The organism is SAR202 cluster bacterium (assembly GCA_016872285.1).
Lineage (GTDB): Bacteria > Chloroflexota > Dehalococcoidia > Lucifugimonadales.
Genome location: VGZZ01000002.1, coordinates 75,021 through 91,291, shown reverse-complemented (window position 1 = coordinate 91,291; position 16,271 = coordinate 75,021). Strand labels below are relative to the sequence as shown.

Below are 16,271 nucleotides of genomic sequence, written 5' to 3'. Positions count from 1 at the left end.
TGGACTTAGGAGGCGTTATGCCCAACTTCAAGTTGATTTCGGCGGATTCCCACGTCTTCGAGCCTCGCAATATGTGGGTTGATTATATCGACCCCTCCTTCCGAGACCGAGCCCCACGAATTGTCACCAACCCTGGCGACAAGAAGGGCGATTTCTTCGTCGTCCCCGGCCAGGAGCCGGAGAAAGTCGGCGGCGGCTTTTCCGCCGGCGCGTCGCCGGAAGAGCTAAAGAAGATGCTGGAAGAGGCCTCGGTCAAAGACCAGTGCCCCCTGGGCGCATACATACCCTCCGAGCGCCAGAAGGAGATTGAGGTTGATGGCGTCGAGGCCGAGATTATCTACACCACCCTGGGCTTCCGACTCTTCCGCCTCACCGACGCCCCCTACCAGCAGGCCCTCTTCCGCGCCTTCAACACCTGGATTGCCGAGTACTGCAGCTTCGACAAAAAGCGGTTCATTGGCCTGGGCCTTATCTCCCTGCTGGATGTCGAGGCTGGCGTCACAGAGCTGCGACGCTGCGCCGACCTGGGCCTTCGCGGCGCCCTCATCATGGCTTCCCCGCCCGACGGCGTCAGCTACGCCGACCCCAAGTACGAACCCCTGTGGGCCGCCGCCGCCGAACTGGACATGCCCATCAGCCTCCACATCCTCACCGGCCACGGCGAGGAGAGCCGCAACGTCGGCAAGTTCAAGCAGAACCACTACCTCCGCGCCATCAGCATTATCCACGAAGTCCAGCGTTCCCTCACCGAGATCATGTTCTCCGGCGCCTTCGAGCGGCATCCCAACCTGAAGATTGTTTCCGCAGAAAATGACATTGGCTGGGTGCCTCACTTCCTCTATCGCGCCGACCACTTCCACGACAAGGCCAAGTACTCCAACCCCACCACCCTGAAAATGTACCCCACCGAGTATGCCAAGCGTCAATTCTTCGTCACCTACATGGACGATCCCGTCGGTGTCCGCCTCTACGACTACTTCGGCGAAGACAACTACGCCTGGGCCAGCGACTATCCCCACGCCCAGTCCACCTTCCCCAACTCCAGGAAGATTGTTGACGATAACTTCGCCGGCATCCCCGACCGCGTGAAGCGCAAGATAACTCGAGACAACTGCATTCGCCTCTACAACATGCGGACCAACTAGAACCGCTAGGTCAAAGAAAAGAGGGAGACGCGCTATGTCACGTCTCCCTCTTTTCTTTAGCGAGGCGTTGGCTAATCCAGTATCTTAACGAAGAACGCTGTAATCAGCTTCGTCATCTCCTCAGGCATCAGGTGAAGGTCGTGCCCCTTATCTTTGTAGCCCTTGAGCGTGCATGCTACCCCATGCTTCTTTAACAGCCGCGTCAGCGCTGCCGCGTTGGCCTCATAATTTACCGGCTTGTCCTTCTCACCGTGCAGCCAGTACACCTCCGGCAATCCTTTCGTGAAGGCGGCGCCCTTGACCGAAAGCAGGTTCTGAGTCTGCAATAGCGGGTCGTTCTGCGCTAGGCTGGCGATGGCGACGGCGTCGTCCGTGTTCAGCGCCAGACCGTAAGCCTCCATTACGTTTCGACGCCATGCCGGAAACATCCCCGCCAGCGACACCACCGCCTGAAGCATCACCACGCCTTTCACTTTGCCGTGCAACGGCCCGATGACCGAATTCCACAAAGCCGTTCCGCCCATACCCGCACCCGTAAACATACCTACCCTTGCCGCATCGACGTTAGTATTGTCCATAAGGAAGTTGTACAGCGACACGTTGGCCGCCACACCCGCCGGCCTCCCCCAGTGATCGCCGGACAGGTCGGAGCCAGCCACAGCAAACCCTTTTTCCACAAGGGCATCGATGATCATCTTGCTGCCCGGCCTATCCATCCACTCGGTATACCCCATCCGCACAAATCCCCCATAACCGCGGCATCGAATAATTAGCGGGACAGCTTTACCCCGAGTCGCTTTATAAGCTGCAGGTGTGCGCATGTAACACCAGCTCCCGCCAGATTCAAAATAAGCAAGCTGTTCGCCATCGTCTAGCTTCAATGGGTTCTTAGGCATATCGCGGCCTCCGAATTTGTCAAAACGCGACGCATATTAGCATGTTGTTTCTGATTTGAGAACGCCCACCCTCCGTTGACACAAATATATCGCAGTCCTAGAATGGGGCCAAAGCTCGGTTGGCCTTGACAAAATAGGAGGACGTTAAATGCGTAACGGCTTTAAGGTTATTGATGCGGACGGGCATTTCTACGAGACCGCAGACCTGTGGGAGAAGTACACGGAACCCGCCTTTCGTAATCGGGTGCCCAAGGTTGCTGAAATGCAGGGGAACTCTATGGTCAAGTTTGAGGGCGAGCCTGCCGGCGTCTCCCGCGCCAAGACCCTCTGGGGTCAAATGGATGCCAAGTTCGGCCATGCTTTTAGAGACAACTGGAGCCTCAAGAGCCGCCTCAAGGATATGGACAACGAGGGCTGGGATATTCAGGTATGTCTGCCCACCAAGGCCGTTTCCCTTCCCGCCTTCATCCCCGCTGATGTCCAGGGCGCCATGGTGAAAGCCTATAACAACTGGGCCCATGACTTCTGCAGCGAGTCCAACAATCGCGTGAAGTTCACTGCGCCCGTGCCAGGCCATGATGTCAACGAGCTTCAGTCCGAGGCCCGCCGCGCCATCACAGAGCTCGGTGCTGTGTCCATCTTCCTCCCCAAGGCCATCCCCGACAAGATGTGGCATCACCCCGACTACAACGCCGTGTGGCAGACCATTCAGGACCTGGACGTGCCCATATCCGTCCATGGCAGCAGCAGCTCCAGCGGCGACCCCCTCACCAACACCCGATACAATCCCCACGCTGGCCCTTTCATCGCCCTGGGCCAGGCTATCGGCTTCCCCTTCGAGAACATGATAAATCTTGGCCACTTCATGTATTCAGGTATCCTGGACCGCTATCCTAAGCTCAGGCTCCTGGTCTTGGAAGCCAACTCCGGCTGGGTGCCCTTCTGGCTAAACCGACTTGAGAAATATTGTGAAGGCAGACAGTCGGTGTTTTTTGACGAGCATCCGCTCAAGGCCACGCCCCAGGAGTACTTCCTGCGCCAGTGCGCCGTGGCCGCCGATGCGGACGAGCCTTCCATCAAATACGTCGTCGACTATCTCGGCGACGACAACATCGTCTTCAACACGGACTACCCGCACCCTGACGCCCCCGCCACCAGCGAGCCTCTCAAGAACATGATGGAGCAGCCGTTGACCAAAGAGAGCAAGAAAAAGATTCTTTGGGATAACTCCGTAAAGATTTACGGTAAACGGCTCGTCGCCGGTCACTCACAGGGCAAGAAGTAAATCAGGACTCCCAGCCGGAAAGTCCGCTCACCCGCACAGGTGGAGGAGCGGACTTTCTATTTCATCAGGAGAACCGCCATGCAAATTGTCCGAATGTATACCGGAGCTGACGGTGTCTGCCGCATGGAGGACGTATCCTCACAAGAGCTGCGTCTGCCTGCCACTGAGCTAGTCCTCAGAAAGACAAACCTAAACGTGAATTCCAAATGGCATCCCGCAGGCCGCCGCCAGGTCCAATTCCTCCTCAAAGGCCGCCTTCGAGTCGAAATGGAGGACGGCACAACCCGCGAGTTCAGCCCGGGCGATGTGATTATCGAAGATGACCTGCAGGGCAAAGGCCACCGCGCCTTCCTTATCGGCACGCAACCGGCGGCAACCTCGGTGGTCTACCTCTAGGCCGCCCTTAGCGCGATGGAATAACCGGCAGCAGAACATGTGATGGGTAGGCGCTTTCATGGAAGACTCGCTGCTGCGCCACCTTTATCTCCGCGTCGGTCGCAAAGGGGTCGGCCCCGGTGTTGAGGTTGCGGTCAAAGCGAGGAAAATTACAGCTAGCTATCTCAAACCTTATCCGGTGCCCCTTTAAGAAAACGTTGCTGGTGGGCCCTAGATTAATTTTGAACTCGTAGACCTTCCCGGGCTCCATCAGCTTCTGCCTCTCCCTCGACTCGCGATAGCGCGCCCGAAGGATGCCGTCGCACAGGTTCAGGGCATACCCATCCGGGTGCACGTCCACCAGCTTCGCCGTGAAATCTGTGTCCACCGTCGACGAGCTGGCGTAAACCGTCGCCCACACCGGCCCGGTCACCTCCATATCCTCCAGCAGCGCTTCCGACGTGTACACCAGAACGTCACTCCGCTGTTCCACGACCCGTTGGTCATAAGCCCCGTAGGGCAGCACCTCCGGGTTGCAGCAGGTGCTGCCGCCACGAGTCGGCGTCGGCAACGTAGGGTCGTACTCATAGCCGTCTGGCGACTCTTGTGAAGGCTTCTCCTTGGATAGGACGCCATCTCCTCTAAGGGTTCGGGCGTTTCCACGACTGTGCAGATAAAAGGGAACGTAGTTTGCCCTCGCCAGCGGCCATTCCCGCTCGTCGCGCCACTGGTTTATCCCCATCACAAACAGCTTCACCGGCGCTTCCTGGTCTAAGCCGTTCTTCGCCCCCTTCAGCCACCGGTCCATCCATCCAAGCTCGATGTATCGCAAGTCCAGCAGCGAGTCGTAGCCGAAGTCGACCTCGCCCGCATGAGTCCATGTATTCGCTCGATGCACCCACGGCCCCACCAGAATCTTCTGATTTCGACGCGCCAACTCCGACCCGCCCATCTTCCTCATCCTCGAAAAGTTCTCGAAAATGCCGATGCTGAAAAAGTCGTACCAACCGCCGATGTTAAAGACAGGTATCTTCACGTCCCCGTAGCGTTCTTCCAGGGCGTGCGACTTCCAATAGTCATCATAGTCCGGGTGGTCCAGCCAGTCTTGAAAATACTTGATGTTCTTGCCGCCCGCCTTGTCCACATCTTTTAGCGGCAGCGAGCTGAAGATATGGTTCCAGTTGAACTTGTCTATCTTTTGCGCGGTCCGCCCGTCGATTCTGTACACCCAGGTGGCGCTCCATCCCAACTGAAAAGCGCCGCCCTGGTAGTGGGGCGCCTCGTACAGGTTGTGGCCTATGACCCTAGGTATGATAGTTTTGAGATACTTGCTCCCCATCACCGCCGCTTGCCACTGCACATTGCCGGCGTAGGAGCTGCCCACCATCCCCACGTTGCCGTCGCACCACGGCTGCCTCCCTATCCACTCAATTGTGTCATAGCCATCGTTGGCCTCATTCGCCCAGGGGTAGAAAACCCCGTCCGAATCGTTGCGCCCTCGCGCGTCCTGCACCACATAGACATAGCCGTGCTGAGCGTAAAAGACGCCTTCGTCAATCAAGTTTTCGGTCATATTGTCGTACGGCGTGCGGAGCAGCACCACGGGCCTGGGTATTCTCTCTCCCCGGGGGAAATAGATATCCGAGGAGAGCTTCACTCCGTCTCTCATAGGAATCTTTACATGATAACTGACCTCTACGCCGGCCGGCAGAAATGCGCTTCTGGACATATGAAGTCTCCTGATGACAGTGGCTGAATTATATCGATTTCGACTGTGCCGCGGCCAATGCGCAAAAAGAAGCCGCCCCGGACAACCGGGGCGGCTAAACGTCTCCTAATCCGACTCCAGGATTACTTTAGCACAGGCTTGGTGTACTCATGGTAGCGGACTGGCCCCATGTGCAGCATGTTGACCTTGTACTCCTGCACCACAGCCGGGTTAACAGTAGCGTCCGCGAAGAGCCAGACGATAGGCGCGCTGATGTAGTTCTTCACCCACCAGTCGCCAAAGCCCTGGGCCAGTTTGCGCCTGGCTTCTGGGTCCATCGTCTTGTCGCAGTCTTCCTTTAGCTTGACTATCTCGTCAAAGTCCTGGACTCCCCGCGCTCCTTTCCACCATATGAAGGTGGGCACTACACAAGCAGGGTCCAAAGACGGGGAGATTAGGTATGAAGTGTTAGCTCGGTCGCGTTGTGACCACATTTCGAGCACGTCGGCCACAGGCTTCGCATCAAGGGTCACATCTATACCCACTTCCTTAAGCATTCCAGCAATTGCCTCGGCCACATCAGGTTGCTCCTGGTTCACGTCCTGGTTGTTGCCGACCACGATAGTTGTCTTCATACGCTGAGGATAAAGGGCGGAGATGAGCTGCTTGGCCGTGGCGGGATCGTACGGATACGGCCATCCGCCGGCCTTGCCGGTCTTCCCTTCAGGGCCGGGGATAGGGGCCCACTCGTCCTTGAAGTCGTTACGCCAGGGCGGGAAGTAGTCGACTTCAGGGAAGCCTTCACCCTTGTAGAAGGTCTTGTTAATCTTGTCACGGTCAATGGCCAGGTTAATAGCCTTGCGGACTTCCAGCTTGCGAAGCGGGTCGTTCGGATCATAGCCTCTAACCGTAGTGCCCTGGTCCTTTGCTCCGGTAGGACGCTTGCCCGTAGCCGGATCTATGTAGTTTTCAGGCTTGAACCAGGAAAACCTTAGCTGCACGTGGACTGCTGGCAGGGTACTCTTATAGACCACCATGCCGGCATCCTTGGCCTGCTGCTGTATGCCCCTAGGAACAGAAACTATATGGGCCTCTTTGTTAATAATCATGCCCAGACGGGTAGCCGCCTCTTTAACAAAGAGGAATTGGGCCTCCGCAAAATCAGGCGTCTTGCGGTAGTGATTTTCATTCCTCTTGTGGAGCACGTATTCGTTAGTCTTGAGTTCCACCATGCTCCAGGGACCGTTGCCTATGGGGTCCTTCTGATAGCCTTCTTCACCACCCGTCTTGTCCCAGTGGTCTTTGCTGACTACCCCAACTGCATATTCATCTGAGATCAGGAACAATAGGTCCGGGCTTGGGAAGGCCAGGCGAAGATTTAGTTCTTGATCATCAACAATATCGGCATCAACTTTTCCGCCGAATTCCGGCCTAACTTGAACAGTTTTTTGACTGTCCTTTCCCGCAGCCAGCCCAAAGGCCAGGATAACGTCTTTAGCCGTCATGGTCATCCCAGGTATAGGCTTGCCGTCACGATAGTACGGAATGCCCGAACGCAGCTTGAAGTTAAAAGCTTTGCCGTCAGGGCCCATTGTCCATCCCCTGGCCAATTGAGGCATCTCTTCATTGGTCTGGTGGTGGTGGCCTACCAGGTAGTCGTACTGAGGCATAATGCGAGCCGAAATTTGGTTCATCAGGTGCACCATAGTGACCTGGAAGCTCGGAGTTGGTATGGCCACCTTCAACCTTGACTCTACAGCCACCTTAGGAGCGCTGGTGGGAGTGTTGGTAGGGCTGGGCCTTGACGTAGCTGTGGCCGTAGCGGTGGGGCTAGCCGTGACCCCGGGCCTAGTGGTCGCGGTGGGGGTTTCATCATCTCCGCAGCCCACTATCAGCAGCGTGAAAAGGCTAAACAGGGCAAGAACGCTAAAGAGACTCAAACGTGACGACCAGCGGGGGAATCTCATGATATCGCCTCCAGGGCCAATTTTACCAAGCGCGGCTTGACCGGACGCAAAGTGGGCGAATCTGTCCCAATGAGCGGCATCTTATGGGCCAGAACACCATCTTGTCAATGGCATGATAATATACGGGTGATTTACTCTAGCCCGCTCCACGCTATAGTGGCTTCACGCTGCGCAAGGCTTGTTTTATGCGGAAGGCGTAACGAGAAGTCTTGTCACATTTGCGGCTAGGGGGTTGTCCGTCACCTTATCCGCCGCCCCCCCTGGAACGCCGCCCAGACGTTCCGCAGGCTGCCGATATCGGATAGCGGGTCTCCGTCCACCAGCACCATGTCCGCCAGCTTGCCTGGCTCCACTGTCCCCACATGGTCCAACGTCCCCACCAGCTCCGCCGCCAGCCGCGTCGCCGACTCCAGGGCCTGCATGGGCGTCATCCCGTACCGCACCATCACCTCCATCTCGTGGACGGCGGTGCCGTGTCGCACCGGCGACCCCCCCGCGTCGGTGCCGCAGGCGACCTTCACGCCGTGTTTCAGCATATTCTTAAAGCTCTTGACTGAGGCGTCCCTTCTCGCTTCCGACGCGGCTATCTCGTCTTTTAGCAGACCCCACACCTTGGCATGGCTCAGCCGGTAGTCGAAAGTCGACATCGTCGGCACACCAAAGGTGCCGTTCTTCTCCATGAGCTTGGCTGTCTTTTCGTCCACGTGTGAGCAGTGTTCAATCGAGTCGATGCCAGCCGCCACCGCCTGGTACGTCCCCTCGAACCCGCCCACGCAGTGGGCGGCGGCCTTAAGCCCCGCCTTGTGGGCCATGTCCGCCACCAGTTTGGCTATCTTGGGGCCTAGTGTTCCGTAGCCCGTCCCATCCTCCCTGACACCCGTGGCGCCCACCTTGATAAGCCCCGCACCCTGGGCTATCTGGTCTCTTATCACCTTCCGCATCTCCTCGGCGCTCTCCACAGTCCGAACAATTCCATAAGGCCATGTCGTCGGCATCTGAATCCACTGGCCTGAGGCGGTTATCCTCGGCCCCGGCAGCGACCCTGCCGCCACGGCCCTCGCCAATGTGATTCCTATCCCGTACGGCGACCCCACGTCCCGCGCCGAGGTCTGTCCCGATAACAAGGCCCGATGCGCGTTCGCCGCGGCCCTAAAAAAGATCACTTCCCGGCTGTCCCTATCCACGTCCATCTGCATGACGCCGTTTTGACCGCCGTCCCCGCTGAAATGCTCATGGCAGTCAAACCAGCCGGGCACCAGCGTCAGGTCTTCCGCGTTAATGTCCTCATAATGCGGATGCCTGGAAGGGTTGAGCCGTCCCTCTCCTATCCATCTGATAACTCCATCCTCCACCGCCACATTGACGGAAGGGATAGGCGGCGCGCCGCTGCCGTCGATAAGCCTTACATTCCGTATAAGCAAGTTCATAGACATGGCCTGACCACCTTTCAGCGGAAGTGAAAGCTGCGACAAACACGAGATTTGGCTGGATTTTAGGCGAATAAGTAAATCCAATCAATATCCGAGTCGTATCATAGTAGGTTTCCTGTCCTAGATGTTTGTATAATCTCCCGCCGTCGGCCCTCTTGCCAAAAGTCTATAAGATGATAAGGAGAAGTTTGGTGTACAGAGAACGCATTGTCCTTCACACCAGGTACGGCGCCAGCGTTAAGGCTGTAGAGATGCTGAAGAAGATAAATGAGATGTCGGCCAAATATGGCGCTCCCAAAGCGCAAATTCTTCAAGGCGTTTCAGGCAGACAGGGCACCTTTATATTCGAACGGGAATTCGACAGCTTTGACCAGTTTATTCAGACCCATCGCAGGCTGACGGGCTCTGACGAATTCCGACAGTGGTTTCCAGAGTTTCAGGCGATTATGGACTTCGGCGCCCAGGAGTATTTCACCCTTATCGAATAGCCGGCTTCTTCGCCTAAGCGGTAGAACTTGTAGGGCAGGATTTGTAGGGTCTCCTATAACGGAGTAGGATATCAGCCGTCGCCGTCTGTTAATGCGGCGCCGCCGCTCCACAACAACTAGGAGGCTGCGTGTATGGCTACCGCGAAATCTGCAAAGTCCCTGAGCTTTGAACCCCTGGAGGGCTGGGCTAAGCTCCCGCCCGGCTGGCTCTTCGGCGACTGCGTCGGCGTGGCGGTGGACTCCAAAGACCAGGTCTACGTTTACTGCAACGGCCAGCGCCCCGTCATTGTCTTCGACCGCCACGGCAACTTCTTACGCTCTTTCGGCCAGGACATTATTCATGGCCGCCACGGCATCAGCATATCACCCGACGACTCCGTCTACCTCTCCGACGTTAGAGACCACGTTATCCGCAAGTTCTCTCCAGAAGGCAAGCTGCTCTTTACCCTGGGTGGAGAGTCGCCGCGATTCAGCGGCCGGCCCTTCAACCGGCCCGCCCATATGGCCGTGTCTCCCGTCTCCGGCGACCTCTTCGTCGCCGACGGCTATGGCAACGCCCGCGTCCATCGCTACAGCCCCGAGGGCAAGCTGCTCTACTCCTGGGGCGAGGCCGGCACTGAGAAGGGCCAGTTTGTGGTGCCCCACAATGTGGTCATCGACAAAGATGAGTTCATCTACATAGCCGACCGGGAAAATCATCGTATGCAGGTCTTCGACGCCAAGGGCAAGCTCCAGGCTGTCTGGGGCAACATCTGGCGCGCCGCCGGCCTGGCCCTGGACGCCGACGGCATAGTCTACGTGGCCCAGATGTCCGCACCGCCCTACATCCAGGACGCCCCGGGCGTAGGCCACTGTGTTACCATTTTTAATAGGAAGGGTAAAGAGCTGCACCGACTGGGCGACCCGCATTTAGGCGAAGGCGCCGGCCAGTTCCTTACCCCCCACGGCATAGCCATAGACTCGCGAGGTGACATGTACGTGGCTGAAGTCCCAAAGGCGAATCTAAGCCCTGAGCTAGTCCAGAGCCTGTTAAGCCAGCACAAGGACGGTCAACGCCAGGAGTTGCGTACTTTGCAAAAGCTGGTCCGAAAAAAGTAAGACAGCTATGACGCCTTCCGCCGCGTCATTGGACCGCAGATAATTCATGCTCAACGCCCTGCGACACCTGGTCTTCGGGTATCCCCTGGCCACCTCTCAGAGCGCCATTCAGCGGTTGGCGGTGCCTTTAGCCTTTGTCATCCTCTCCGCCAACCCCCTGTCCTCTTCCGCCTACGCCTCGGAAGAAATCCTTATCGCCTTTGGAGACACAGGCGCCAGGGGCCTCACCTACGCGCTTTTTGTCAGCCTGGCCATTGTCGCGCTCTATTTCATCGTCGTCTTCTCCTACCAGCAGGTCGTTCGCGTGTATACAGGCGGCGGAGGCTCCTACACCGTCGCCAAGACGAACCTGGGAGTCCCCTGGGGCCTGATAGCAGGCGCGGGACTTCTCATAGACTACGTCCTGACCGTGGCCGTGTCCGTCTCCGCCGGCGTGGCGGCCCTGGCTTCCGCCTTTCCCGAGTTCGCCGACCATAAGGTGTCCGTTTCCATTGCTCTTATACTCGGCCTAACGGTGCTAAACCTTCGAGGCGTCAGGGAATCGGCTTTCGCCTTTGCCCTGCCCGTTTACCTCTTTATCATCTGCTTGATCGTGATGACTGGAATAGGCGTCTTCAGGTATCTGGTCCATGGGACGCCCGCCACGGTTGACATAAACCAGGTCTCTCAGACCTCCGGCGCCATCGGCATTCTTCTCTTGCTCCGGGCCTTCGCCGCCGGCTGTGTGGCCCTGACGGGTATCGAGTCTGTGTCCAACGCCACCACCATTTTTAAGGCGCCGGTCTCCCATAACGCCCGCGTCACCTTGCTGATGCTGGGCGTTATCATGGCTGCCCTCTTCATGGGCATCTCCCTTCTCACCTACCTTTTCGACATCGGGCACTCGGACAGCGAGACCCTGGTATCGCAGGTCGCCAAGGCCAGCCTGGGAGTCAACATCTTCTACTACATTGTTCTCACCAGCACTACCCTGATACTCCTCCTGGCCGCCAATACCGCCTTTGCCGACTTCCCCCGTCTCTCCGCCATCATGGCCCGCGACGGCTACCTACCCAGGCCCCTGGCCAACCTGGGCGACAGGCTGGTGTACTTCAACGGCATCCTTACTCTCGCCTTCTTCTCCGTGATTCTTATCATCCTCTCCAATGCCAATACCCATAGCCTTATCCCTCTCTACGCCATAGGCGTGTTCGTAGGTTTCACGCTTACTCAGAGTGGTATGGTCTCTTACTGGCTAAAGAATCGAGAGAAGGGCTGGCGGAGCGGACTCATCATCAACGGCATCGGCGCGATTGTCACAGGCGTGGTACTTGTCGAAATCACCGTGGTCAAGTTCGCTCCGGGCACCTGGGTGGGCGCCTGGATTATTGTGTTAGTAATCTTTCTTCTCATCCTTCTCTTCTACGCTATCCGCAACCACTACACCGCCGTGGCCGACGCCCTTTCCCTGGAGCGCGAGACTTCCCTGGAGCGCATGACCGGAATCATCGCCATCGTTCCTATCGGCGCCGTCCATCGCGCAGTCCTGCCGGCCATTGACTACGCCAGGTCCATCGCCGCCGATGTCCGGGCGGTGCACGTCACGGTGGACGAGGTGGCGGCGCAATCGGTCAGGGACCGCTGGTCGAGGATAAGCCAGGGCCTGAACCTTATCTTCCTGCCGTCACCATACAGGGCCGTCGTTTCGCCGCTAGTCCAATACATACATAAAGTCGCCGAGGAGAGTCCCCATCAGCGTGTCGTGGTAGTCATACCCGAGTTTGTGCCGAGGCGGTGGTGGCAGCAGTTCCTGCACAACCAGACCGCCCTCTTCATAAAAGGCGCCCTGCTCTTCCAGCGGCATATCATCGTCGTGAGCGTCCCCTACCACCTGCCCCGATGACCGCTGGACGGTTGCTGCTTGCGCTTGTCCTAGCCCCTCGCCCTCTGGATAACCTTTCGAGTAGCCTCCACTAGCAAGTCGACGTCGTCATCGCTATGGGGCACGGCTATCGCGCCCGTAGCCCGCTCGTAAAGGATGACGCCCTCGTTCTGCAGTCCTAGCACCAGGCACTTTCTTAGTTCCTGGTCCGCCCTGGCGGCGTCGCGATAGTCCTTCACAGGCTTGTCGGTGAAGTGGATGCCGTACAACGACCCTACGCCGGTTAACTTGGCAGGCACGTCCATCTCGTCGAAAGTCGCCTGCAGCTTCTGCCTGGCCCTGTCGCCCAGGCTGTTCAACCTCTTGTAGATACCAGGCGTTAGGTGCTCCAGCACCGTAGCCCCCGCCACCATAGTCATAGGGTTGGCGTTAAACGTCCCCGCGTGGGGCAGCGCCGCGTTCCCCTCCGATGGGTCGAACAGCGCCATAATCTCCTTCTTCCCGCCAAAAGCCCCCACGGGCAAACCGCCGCCAATAGTCTTTCCAAAGGTGCTAAGGTCCGGCCTCACCCCATACATCTCCTGCGCGCCGCCCCGGCCAAGTCTCAAACTCTGCACCTCGTCATATATCAGCACAATCTCCAGTTCCTCAGTTATGCGGCGGATGCCTTGCAGGAACTCCAGATCGCCGACCACATACCCCAGCATGGACACAATCGGTTCCATGATGACGCACGACAGCTCATGCGCATGTTTGCGAAGTATCTTCTCGCTCGATTCCAGGTCATTGAACGGCAGAATCACCACGTCCTTCACCACCGACGCAGTCACGCTGGGGTCTCCGGCCACGGCCTTGGGCGCGTTCTTCCTCCCCGCCTTGTCCAGCGGCGGCTTCACGCTGACGGACACATAGTCGTACACACCGTGGTAGGTGCCTTCGAACTTCGCGATTTTGGGGCGTCCCGTGTAGGCTCGGGCGGCGCGGATAGCGTTGATGGTCGCCTCAGTGCCCGAGTTGGTGAACCGCACGCGCTCCACGGAGGGCACTCGCTCGCACAGCATCTTCGCCAGCCGCACCTGCGACTCTGTGGGATTGGCGAAGGCGGTCCCCATCGTCGCCTGCTCCTGCAGCGCCGACACCACCGCCGGATGCGCGTGGCCCAGTATCAGGCTGGTGGCGTTAATCAGGAAGTCGAGGTACTTGTTGCCGTCGGCGTCATAGATATGCGCGCCCTGTCCGCGGACGGCGAAGACTGGATAGGGGTCCAGCCAGGCGGCGGCGCGGGTGTTGCCGCCCGGCAGGTACTTCTTCGCCTCTTCCGCCAGCCGCCTAGATTTGGACGTGCGCGCGAAATGCCGCTCCTCTTCTCGCCGGTAAGCCTTGGCCGTAGACATAGCCCCTCCTTAGGGAACACTTCATCCATATAATTATTTCGCCTAACGCCGTGAGTCTAACAACGGCTGTGGGGAAGTGTCAAAGCCGACGATTTGGTACACTCCCCTCACTTCGACTTGAGGTTGCCCATGCCTTCATCACTTATCCACGGCAAGTACGTCATCTGCAAAATCACCGGCCCCTCCTCCGCAACCATCATCAACGACGGCGCTGTCTACCAGAAAGATGGGCGCATCAAAGAGGTGGGCGACTACCGAACGCTGAAAGCCAAACACCCTGACGTCGAAGACATCGGCTCCAGGCGGTTTGTGGTCATGCCCGGCCTCATCAACTCCCACTATCACACCGGCGTCTCGTTCTTCCAACTCGGCCAGCCGGATAAGGCTATGGAGAGCTTTTCCCTGGCCGGACCCTGGGACCTAGACCCATACCTGGAGCACCTCTATGGCGCCATCCAGATGCTTGAGACCGGCACCACTACTGTCCAGGTTATCTACGACCCCGGCCGCGGTTTCCCACCCATCATCCCTGAACACACTGACAAGGTTATCAAAGCCTACCTAGACGCCGGCATGCGCCTCGCTTTCGCGCCCGAGGTTGTCGACCAGAACACCACCGTCGCCGGCGCCCGTGGCGGCGAGGAGCAGTTCAGCGCGTCGCTGCCTCCCGACCTTCGCCGACGATTTTGGGACTTTCTCAAGCCCGGCTATCTGCCTGTGGAGGAGCTAATCGCCCGCCACGAAGATGTTTTCTCGAAGTACAGCGGCGCAAGCTCCAGGCTCAATATCAACGTCGCCCCCGGCAACGTCCATCGATGCTCCGACACGCTCCTCACCGCCCTCAAAGACCTGGCGGTCAAACATGACACCTCCATACATATCCACGTGGTGGAGGTCTACCAGCAGAGGCTCTACGGGCAGTGGGCCTGGAAAAAGACGCCTGTTGGGCACCTGCAAGACCTGCGATTTCTCGGCCCCGAGGTCGACTGCGTCCACAGCGTCTGGGCCACGGAGAAAGATATCGATGTCATGGCTCGCCACGGTGTCTTCGTTGCTACCAACCCCAGCTCTAACCTGCGTCTTCAGGCCGGCGTGACGCCCCTCGCCCGGCTGCGGCACGCTGGCGTCCGCGTGTCCATCGGCACCGACGAAGCAGGCCTCAACGACGACAAGGACCTGCTCCAGGAGATGCGTCTGGTCCACAAGCTCCACCGAGTCCCCGGCACCGACGCACGTCCCCTCACTTCCTACGAAGTGTTTCAGATGGTGTGGGAAAACGGCGCCGCCTCCACCGGCTTCGCCGATAGCATCGGCGCCCTCGAACCTGGCCGCCGCGCCGATATGCTACTCATGGACTTAGGCAACATCGAAGCGCCGCTTCTGGATCCGAGCGTGTCCATCATAGACGGCGTTCTATATAGGGGCCGCGGCGTGGATGTGGACACGGTCGTCGTTGATGGCGAGGTGGTGATGAAGGGCAAGAGGCTTACGAAGATAGACAAGAAAGCTCTCTATAAGGAACTCGCCAAGACCTTCAAGAAGCCGCCGCTGCCCCAAAAGGTCGCCTGGCGCGAACTCCGCCCGCAGATCGAACCCTACCTGCAGCGCTTCTTCGCCAGTACTGGCACGACTCAAGAGATGCCGAAGCCCTTCTACGCCTACAACGGACGCGAGTAACAATTTAGTCCTAGAATCCCTGCCTATCCGATTCCTTCGGGTTCTGGGGCTGTCCCATCTGGTTCTCCCTCTTCTCCTATTGCAAAGTGCCTGTCCCGAGTACCCCCCCCCCCCCCCCCCCCCCCCCCCCCCCCCCCGAGGGAAGAAGAGGGAGTTAGACGCCGTCCTGAGCCTGGCCGAAGGAGGAGGTTGTGGTGCTTTATTTTTCTCTTTCCCTCTTCTCCTTTCTGAGAAGAGGTACAAAGGGCGATAAGGTCGAACCGATGAGGAACGGCGCTGGCTATTCTTGCAAAGCTGGGGGATGGAAATTTGGAATCGGTGATCCCCACCGTCCCCTACACCATCACCGGCTCCTTAATCGCCACGTTCTTCTTCAGGAACGCCTTCACCACGTGGATAGGCACAGCCATGGCTACGTCTGGGCCTGTAATCATCGTGTTCAGCCCTACCAGCCGGCCCTCGACATCAATCAGCGGCCCGCCCGAATTTCCCGGCCGCTGGGGCAGGCTCACCCCCACCCAGTCGCGGTGACTTCTCGGCAGGTTAACCCACTCACGCCCGGACCCGATGACAGCACCTGTGGTCACCGCGCCCGGGCCTCCCCAGGGATACCCCAGAGCCATCACCAGCTGCCCCGGCTGCAGCTTCGTCGACTCACCAAACTCCATGGGCACGAGGCCGTCAGCCTCCACAACCAGCGCCGCCAGGTCGATATCCGTGTCGTAGGCCATTAATCGCGCGGGCAGCTTTCGGCCGTCCATAGTTACCGCCATCAGCTTAGGGCCGCGCACCACGTGGGCGTTGGTCAGCACCAGACCATAAGCATGGGCGCTAACTCCCGACCCGTTGCCCTGACCAAGAGCGTGGACTTGCACCAGGCTGCGGCTCGCCTTCTCCGCCACCTGCGCCATCTCGTCGTTTAGCAATTGCAAAAGATTAGCCATCGA

At 58.4% G+C, this 16,271-nt stretch carries 13 protein-coding genes; 7 read left to right on the top strand and 6 right to left on the bottom strand.

Features of this window, described 5'->3' with window-relative positions; genetic code table 11:
• Positions 1–17: 17 nt before the first annotated feature.
• Positions 18–1,145: an amidohydrolase gene (locus FJ320_01280; GenBank protein ID MBM3924612.1), complete on the top strand. Its 1,128-nt coding sequence runs from the start codon at positions 18–20 to the stop codon at positions 1,143–1,145.
• Between the two features lie 71 nt (positions 1,146–1,216).
• Here FJ320_01280 and FJ320_01275 read toward each other — a convergent pair whose 3' ends face one another.
• A complete protein-coding gene (locus tag FJ320_01275; GenBank protein MBM3924611.1) occupies positions 1,217–2,041 on the bottom strand; it encodes a hypothetical protein in 825 nt (274 codons plus the stop codon).
• A 148-nt stretch (positions 2,042–2,189) separates the two neighbouring features.
• Here FJ320_01275 and FJ320_01270 point away from each other — a divergent pair, with 148 nt between their 5' ends.
• Entirely contained in the window at positions 2,190–3,326 is a 1,137-nt protein-coding gene (locus FJ320_01270) for an amidohydrolase (protein MBM3924610.1), read from the top strand.
• A 78-nt stretch (positions 3,327–3,404) separates the two neighbouring features.
• Positions 3,405–3,722, top strand: a complete 318-nt coding sequence (locus FJ320_01265) for a cupin domain-containing protein (protein MBM3924609.1) — start codon at positions 3,405–3,407, stop codon at positions 3,720–3,722.
• Between the two features lie 7 nt (positions 3,723–3,729).
• Here FJ320_01265 and FJ320_01260 read toward each other — a convergent pair whose 3' ends face one another.
• The 3 genes from FJ320_01260 to FJ320_01250 all read right to left on the bottom strand — a co-directional run bounded on the left by FJ320_01260 (position 3,730) and on the right by FJ320_01250 (position 8,809).
• Entirely contained in the window at positions 3,730–5,430 is a 1,701-nt protein-coding gene (locus tag FJ320_01260) for a CocE/NonD family hydrolase (GenBank protein MBM3924608.1), read from the bottom strand.
• A gap of 122 nt (positions 5,431–5,552) precedes the next feature.
• On the bottom strand, positions 5,553–7,376 hold the full coding sequence (locus tag FJ320_01255; protein ID MBM3924607.1) for an ABC transporter substrate-binding protein: 1,824 nt from the start codon (positions 7,374–7,376) through the stop codon (positions 5,553–5,555).
• Positions 7,377–7,615: 239 nt separating this feature from the next.
• Positions 7,616–8,809: an amidohydrolase family protein gene (locus FJ320_01250; protein ID MBM3924606.1), complete on the bottom strand. Its 1,194-nt coding sequence runs from the start codon at positions 8,807–8,809 to the stop codon at positions 7,616–7,618.
• 188 nt (positions 8,810–8,997) lie between these two features.
• Here FJ320_01250 and FJ320_01245 point away from each other — a divergent pair, with 188 nt between their 5' ends.
• The 3 genes from FJ320_01245 (at position 8,998) to FJ320_01235 (ending at position 12,274) form a co-directional block, all read left to right on the top strand.
• Positions 8,998–9,294 (top strand): hypothetical protein, encoded by a 297-nt coding sequence (locus tag FJ320_01245; protein MBM3924605.1) that lies wholly within the window; start codon positions 8,998–9,000, stop codon positions 9,292–9,294.
• A gap of 132 nt (positions 9,295–9,426) precedes the next feature.
• The gene (locus FJ320_01240) at positions 9,427–10,392 is read left to right on the top strand and encodes a hypothetical protein (protein ID MBM3924604.1); all 966 of its coding nucleotides are present in this window, start codon (positions 9,427–9,429) and stop codon (positions 10,390–10,392) included.
• 46 nt (positions 10,393–10,438) lie between these two features.
• Positions 10,439–12,274: an APC family permease gene (locus FJ320_01235; protein MBM3924603.1), complete on the top strand. Its 1,836-nt coding sequence runs from the start codon at positions 10,439–10,441 to the stop codon at positions 12,272–12,274.
• 29 nt (positions 12,275–12,303) lie between these two features.
• On the opposite strand, the gene FJ320_01230 is transcribed toward FJ320_01235, so the two are convergent.
• Positions 12,304–13,647 (bottom strand): aminotransferase class III-fold pyridoxal phosphate-dependent enzyme, encoded by a 1,344-nt coding sequence (locus FJ320_01230; GenBank protein MBM3924602.1) that lies wholly within the window; start codon positions 13,645–13,647, stop codon positions 12,304–12,306.
• A gap of 129 nt (positions 13,648–13,776) precedes the next feature.
• Here FJ320_01230 and FJ320_01225 point away from each other — a divergent pair, with 129 nt between their 5' ends.
• Positions 13,777–15,324 carry an amidohydrolase family protein gene (locus FJ320_01225; protein ID MBM3924601.1) on the top strand — a complete coding sequence of 516 codons (1,548 nt, stop codon included), beginning with the start codon at positions 13,777–13,779 and terminating at the stop codon, positions 15,322–15,324.
• Positions 15,325–15,659: 335 nt separating this feature from the next.
• Here FJ320_01225 and FJ320_01220 read toward each other — a convergent pair whose 3' ends face one another.
• On the bottom strand, positions 15,660–16,268 hold the full coding sequence (locus FJ320_01220) for a hypothetical protein (GenBank protein MBM3924600.1): 609 nt from the start codon (positions 16,266–16,268) through the stop codon (positions 15,660–15,662).
• Positions 16,269–16,271: the final 3 nt, after the last annotated feature.

What these genes read in the sequence shown, in the direction of transcription:
- FJ320_01280 (MBM3924612.1), top strand. Translation starts at nt 18, where the DNA reads ATGCCCAACTTCAAGTTGATTTCGGCGGATTCCCACGTCTTCGAGCCT.
- FJ320_01275 (MBM3924611.1), bottom strand. Translation starts at nt 2,041, where the DNA reads ATGCCTAAGAACCCATTGAAGCTAGACGATGGCGAACAGCTTGCTTAT.
- FJ320_01270 (MBM3924610.1), top strand. Translation starts at nt 2,190, where the DNA reads ATGCGTAACGGCTTTAAGGTTATTGATGCGGACGGGCATTTCTACGAG.
- FJ320_01265 (MBM3924609.1), top strand. Translation starts at nt 3,405, where the DNA reads ATGCAAATTGTCCGAATGTATACCGGAGCTGACGGTGTCTGCCGCATG.
- FJ320_01260 (MBM3924608.1), bottom strand. Translation starts at nt 5,430, where the DNA reads ATGTCCAGAAGCGCATTTCTGCCGGCCGGCGTAGAGGTCAGTTATCAT.
- FJ320_01255 (MBM3924607.1), bottom strand. Translation starts at nt 7,376, where the DNA reads ATGAGATTCCCCCGCTGGTCGTCACGTTTGAGTCTCTTTAGCGTTCTT.
- FJ320_01250 (MBM3924606.1), bottom strand. Translation starts at nt 8,809, where the DNA reads ATGTCTATGAACTTGCTTATACGGAATGTAAGGCTTATCGACGGCAGC.
- FJ320_01240 (MBM3924604.1), top strand. Translation starts at nt 9,427, where the DNA reads ATGGCTACCGCGAAATCTGCAAAGTCCCTGAGCTTTGAACCCCTGGAG.
- FJ320_01235 (MBM3924603.1), top strand. Translation starts at nt 10,439, where the DNA reads ATGCTCAACGCCCTGCGACACCTGGTCTTCGGGTATCCCCTGGCCACC.
- FJ320_01230 (MBM3924602.1), bottom strand. Translation starts at nt 13,647, where the DNA reads ATGTCTACGGCCAAGGCTTACCGGCGAGAAGAGGAGCGGCATTTCGCG.
- FJ320_01225 (MBM3924601.1), top strand. Translation starts at nt 13,777, where the DNA reads ATGCCTTCATCACTTATCCACGGCAAGTACGTCATCTGCAAAATCACC.
- FJ320_01220 (MBM3924600.1), bottom strand. Translation starts at nt 16,268, where the DNA reads ATGGCTAATCTTTTGCAATTGCTAAACGACGAGATGGCGCAGGTGGCG.